Annotated in this window: 6 protein-coding genes and 1 rRNA gene; all 7 read right to left on the reverse strand. The window is 70.3% G+C overall.

What is annotated here, in order from left to right:
• The coding region (locus GH736_RS16975; protein WP_159605440.1) for an AAA family ATPase at nucleotides 1-258 on the reverse strand (258 nt) is incomplete at its 3' end.
• Nucleotides 259-266: 8 nt separating this feature from the next.
• Nucleotides 267-1,181, reverse strand: a complete 915-nt coding sequence (locus GH736_RS16980) for an NAD kinase (RefSeq protein ID WP_235934375.1) — start codon at nucleotides 1,179-1,181, stop codon at nucleotides 267-269.
• The gene (locus GH736_RS16985) at nucleotides 1,178-1,987 is read right to left on the reverse strand and encodes a TlyA family RNA methyltransferase (protein ID WP_159605444.1); all 810 of its coding nucleotides are present in this window, start codon (nucleotides 1,985-1,987) and stop codon (nucleotides 1,178-1,180) included. Before GH736_RS16985 ends, GH736_RS16980 begins: the two co-directional genes overlap by 4 nt.
• Before the next feature lie 2 nt (nucleotides 1,988-1,989).
• Nucleotides 1,990-2,223 (reverse strand): hypothetical protein, encoded by a 234-nt coding sequence (locus GH736_RS16990; protein WP_159605446.1) that lies wholly within the window; start codon nucleotides 2,221-2,223, stop codon nucleotides 1,990-1,992.
• A gap of 44 nt (nucleotides 2,224-2,267) precedes the next feature.
• A complete protein-coding gene (locus GH736_RS16995) occupies nucleotides 2,268-3,302 on the reverse strand; it encodes an HAD-IIA family hydrolase (RefSeq protein WP_159605448.1) in 1,035 nt (344 codons plus the stop codon).
• Nucleotides 3,277-4,704: a hypothetical protein gene (locus GH736_RS25540; RefSeq protein ID WP_159605450.1), complete on the reverse strand. Its 1,428-nt coding sequence runs from the start codon at nucleotides 4,702-4,704 to the stop codon at nucleotides 3,277-3,279. The genes GH736_RS16995 and GH736_RS25540 overlap by 26 nt, the downstream gene beginning before the upstream one ends.
• A 116-nt stretch (nucleotides 4,705-4,820) precedes the next feature.
• A 5S ribosomal RNA gene (rrf, locus tag GH736_RS17005) occupies nucleotides 4,821-4,937 on the reverse strand.
• Nucleotides 4,938-5,094: the final 157 nt, after the last annotated feature.

Here is a 5,094-nt window from a genome sequence, read left to right on the forward strand (position 1 = left end):
GTCGCCCCCGGTCTCGGCCACGCGCTCGGCGATCGCGCCGTCGTCGGGCACCAACCACCGGCCCTCGACCCATGCCTGCTTGGCACCGCTCCGCACGGCGCCGGCGTCGGCACGCGCGCCGAGCAACAGCCCGAGCGCGGTGACGACCATGGTCTTGCCGGCGCCGGTCTCACCCGTGACGGCGGTGAATCCGCGCCCCAACGGAAGCGTCGCCTCGGCGATGACGCCGAGGTCGCGGATTCCGAGCTCCTCAATCATCGACGACCTCAATCACGCCCGACCGGGCCGCGCCAACCGGTGACGGGCAACTGGAACTTGTTCACGAGCCGGTCGGTGAACGGTGCCTCGTGGAGACGCGCCAGGCGGACCGGCGTCGGGGACTTGCGCACGATGACCCTCGCGCCCGGCGGCAGGTCGAACGTGCGACGGCCGTCGCACCAGATGACGGCCGAGGCCTGGGTGCGCTGGAGGATCTCGACCGCGAGCGAGGAGTCGGCACCCACCACGAGCGGGCGCGCGAAGAGGGCGTGCGCGCTGAGCGGAACCATGAGCAGGGCTTCGAGGCTCGGCCACACGACGGGTCCGCCGGCGGAGAACGAGTAGGCCGTGGAACCGGTCGGCGTCGCCATCACGATGCCGTCGCACCCGAAGGATGACAGCGGCCGGCGGTCGACTTCGACCACCACCTCGAGCATCCGCTCACGTTCGGCCTTCTCGACGGTGGCCTCGTTGAGGGCCCAACTCTCGTACACGACCTCATCGCCGAGCTTGGCGCGCACCGACAGCGTCATGCGCTCCTCGACGGTGTAGTCGCGCGCGAGGGCCCGGGCGATCGTGTACCCGAGGTCGTCGCGCTCGCTCTCGGCGAGGAAACCGACGTGCCCGAGGTTCACGCCGAGCAGGGCGACGGGGTGGTCGCGCATGAGCTCGGCGGCCCGAAGGATCGTCCCGTCGCCGCCGAGCACGATCACGAGTTCGATGCGAGCGGGGTCGGTCTCCTCGAATCGCCTGACCGCGCCGTTGAGCTCGGGAACGAACGCGTGCACGTCGTCCCAGTGCTCAGCGGCGATGACGGGCACCGCGCCGGCAGCGAGCAACTGCGTGCACACCTCGCCGGTCGCTTCGAGTGCGGACTGACGGCCGGTGTGGGAGACCACGAGGAAGTGCCGTGCGTCGTTCACGCGATCGCGCCTCCTGTCACTTCGTCCACCCGACGCATCCATTCTGTCGGATTCACTCCACGCATCGCGCTGAGGTGGACGAGATACTCGTGGTTCCCGTGGCTCCCGACGATTGGGGAGGACAGGACGCCCGCGGTTCCCAGGCCGAGGTCGAACGCCGCCCAGAGCACGTTCGCCAACGCCTCGGCCCGGAGCGCAGCGTCGCGGACCACACCCTCGCGGACTCCCCCACGACCGACCTCGAACTGGGGCTTCACGAGCAGCACGAAGTCGGCGTCGTCGGCCGCGGACGCGCGGAGCGCCGGCAGCACCGTGGTGAGCGAGATGAACGAGAGGTCGGCGGACACGAGCGACGGGGGCTCGTCGACGCCGGTCGCCCGCGCGAGCGCCATTCGATCGAGATCGCGGACGTTGCAGCCCTCGACCAGCACCAGACCGGGTGCACCGTGCAACTCAGGCGCGAGCTGACCGTGACCCACGTCGACCGCGAGCACCACGCGCGCACCCCGTTCGAGGAGCACCTGCGTGAATCCGCCGGTCGAGGCACCGGCATCGAGCGCCACGCGCCCAGCCGGGTCGACGCCGAACCCGTCGAGGCCGGCGATGAGCTTGTGCGCGGCCCGGCTGACGTAGTGGTCGGATGACGCGACCGCCAGCGCTGCGGACTCCGGCACCTTCAGCGACGGCTTGAGAGCGGGCCGTCCGTCGACGGTCACGACCCCCGCGGCGATCAGGGTCGCCGCCTGCGTGCGCGACCTCGCGAGTCCGCGCGCCGCCAGCGCCGCATCCAGTCGCTGTTCGGGCATCGTCAATTCGGGTCGCGCGACGGGTCGGACCGCTCGAGCTCGGAACGAAGGCGATCCGCGAGCTCCTGGTAGCGGGGCGCCCGCTCGGCCAGCGGCAGCGACTCGATGTCGTGGATGGCGGAAGCCGCGTCGTCTGACGCCTCGCCCGAGCCCCTGACGGCACCGGTCACGGATGCGGCAGCAGCCGCGTCGACGCGATCGACGTCGTCTGGCTCATGGAGGTCGTCGGTACTCATCGCATCAACGCTACCCCGAGGGACTGACCCCGCGGCTGCACGAATCACGCGTAGAGGCTCGGAGGCACATCCAGGGCATGGATCGCGGTGCCCGACTGCCAGATCGCCGCACAGGCGGCGCGGAGCAGATCCAGCCCGCCGTCGCCGGCGGAGACGATCACCACCGTGCGACCGTCGATGCGCACGCGCGCATCGTTCACGCGCACGCCACCACCACGCACCGCCTCGACGACGGGGTACGGCTCGTGGAGTCCGCGCAGGTCGCGCAGGATGAAGTCGGGGCGGCTCGCGGCATCCGCAGCCAGGACCTGCTTCGCGCGGTCGATCCCGGTCAGCACCACGGCACTCGCCATGCCGGCCCGATTCGCCCCGAGGATGTCGGTGTCGAGACGGTCGCCCACGACGAGCGGGCGGTCGGCACCGAAACGACGCTTCGCCTCATCGAAGATCGGCGTCTCGGGCTTGCCCGCGACGACCGGGAACCGTCCGACGGCGGTATGCACCGCGGAGACGAGGGTCCCGTTGCCGGGTGCGATGCCGCGGGCGACGGGGATCGTCCAATCCATGTTCGTCGCGATCCACGGGATTCCTGCCGTGGCGGCATCCGGACCGCCGTGGGCATTCAGCGCGAACGATGCCTCGGCCAGCTCACGCCATCCGACCTCGGGGGCGAAGCCCTGCACCACCGCGTCGGGTGCGTCCTCGGCGGAGCGCGTCACGCGGAATCCGCGCTTCTCCAGTTCCGTGACGATGCCCTCGCCGCCGACCACGAAGACGAGCGCGCCGGGATCGACGCGCTCCTCGAGCAGGCGCATGGCGGCCTGCGGCGACGTGACGACGTCGTGCGGGACGACCTCGAGACCCAGGTCGGCCAGGTGGCCGGCGACGGATGCATCGCTGCGGGAGGCGTTGTTCGTGATGTAGCCGACGGCGCGTTCCGCCTTGGTGCGGTTGAGGCTCTCCACCGCGTGCGGGATCGCGCCGGCACCCGCGTAGACCACGCCGTCCAGGTCGGCGAACACCGCATCGATCCCGTCGAGCGGCGTGGTCGGCTCAGTCCTCGCGCGAAAGAGGCCCATCGGGCGCGTCCTCGTTCGTATCGGCGTCGTCCTCGCCCAGCCCGAGTGCCTCGCCCTCGGCGAGCACCGCCGCGACGTCGTCCTCGAGCACGTCGCCGGGGTCGCCGGGGAGCTCGTCGACCGCGACGGGCGCAGGGTTCGCCGACTCGGGCGCAGCCGGATCAGTCGCCACCACGTCGGCCATCGCCGGCGTGCTGCGCGTCCCCGTCTCGTCGTGCTCCGCCCCACCCTCCAGTTCGACCTCGAAGATCTCGACGAGCTCGGATTCGGCGGCCGGACCGTTGAGCGCCTCATCCGCCCGGCTCGCACGGGCGCGCCAGGACGCGGCCTCGGCATCGCGCCCGAGTTCCTCGAGCACCTCGGCGTACGCCGCGAACAGCGCAGGGCTGTAGGAGAACGCGCGGTCGGGATCGAGCTGCGGGATCTCGAGCTCGGCCAGCGCGAGTTCGGGCTGTTCCAGGTCCAGGCGGGCGCCCGACATCGCGATCGCGAGACCGACTTGCACTGCGGCAGGCAGTTCGTTGCGATCGACTGCGCGGCCGACCTCGAGCGCCCGGTCGGGCCGGCCGACCCCGCGTTCGCTGTCGACCATCAGGGGCAGCTGGTCGTTGCTGCCGGAGATGCGGCGGAACGTGCGCAGTTCCCGGAGCGCGAGCTGGAAGTCGCCTGTCGCGTACGCCGTGATCGCCAGGGTCTCACGGACCACGGCGATGCGCCCGGCTCGTCGAGCGGCGGACATCGCATGCTGGTGCGCGAGTTCAGGGTCCTCATCGAGGTACTCGGATGCCGCGACGAGGTGCCGCGCGACCCAGTCGGCGTTCTCCTTGCTGAGCGTCTTCAGCTCGGCGCGGGCGCCGCGATCGAGATCGCGCGCCTCGATGCGGTCGGGGATCTCGGGATCGTCATGACGCGGACGGACCGCGAGATTCGCGGCGCCGAAGTTCTCGCGCGGCTCCTCGTACTTCGGTCCGCGGGCATCAGGCCGAGGCCCACGTCGATCATCGGAGCGATTCCCGCCACCGGAGTACGGACGCTTCTCGCCGCCACCGGAGTAGGGACGCTTCTCGCCGCCACCGGAGTACGGACGCTTCTCCCCGCCACCGGAGTACGGACGCTTCTCCCCGCCACCGGAGTACGGACGCTTCTCCCCGCCACCGGAGTACGGACGCTTCTCCCCGCCACCGGAGTACGGACGCTTCTCCCCGCCACCGGAGTACGGACGCTTCTCCCCGCCACCGGAGTACGGACGCTTCTCCCCACCACCCCGGGAGGCGTCGCGCCCGGTCCCCTGGCCGGAACGGCTCGGTGAGGATCCGCGGGAGCTTCCTTGCGCCCGGTCCGCACCCCGATCGTTTCGTTTGGGGCGGTCGTGCTCACCCGAGTCGTGCGTCGAATCGCTCACGATTGTCCTGTCGTGTGTGGAGTCCTCATCGGACTCAACCGTACTGCGGCCGACGTTGCAGCGGCCCGTTAACGAGAAATGGCCACCCGTCTTCGGGTGGCCATTCCTCAATGAATGTCCGGCGGTGTCCTACTCTCCCACAGGGTCTCCCCTGCAGTACCATCGGCGCTGCGAGTCTTAGCTTCCGGGTTCGGAATGTGTCCGGGCGTTTCCCTCGCGCTATGGCCGCCGAAACTCGTGCCACACCCACGTTGCCCCACCAGGGTGGGTTGGGTGTGTGGTTACGGCACCCCACATGTGGTGGGGTGAAATCTGTGTTGTGTTATGTGTGTTTCCGTCTGTTGGGAACCACAGAGTGGACGCGAGCAATCTTGGAGGCCACTCACACGG

The sequence above is a fragment of the Agromyces humi genome, assembly GCF_009720255.1.
In the GTDB taxonomy this organism is placed as follows: Bacteria; Actinomycetota; Actinomycetes; order Actinomycetales; family Microbacteriaceae; genus Agromyces; species Agromyces humi.

What these genes read in the sequence shown, in the direction of transcription:
- GH736_RS16990 (WP_159605446.1), bottom strand. Translation starts at nt 2,223, where the DNA reads ATGAGTACCGACGACCTCCATGAGCCAGACGACGTCGATCGCGTCGAC.
- GH736_RS16995 (WP_159605448.1), bottom strand. Translation starts at nt 3,302, where the DNA reads ATGGGCCTCTTTCGCGCGAGGACTGAGCCGACCACGCCGCTCGACGGG.
- GH736_RS16985 (WP_159605444.1), bottom strand. Translation starts at nt 1,987, where the DNA reads ATGCCCGAACAGCGACTGGATGCGGCGCTGGCGGCGCGCGGACTCGCG.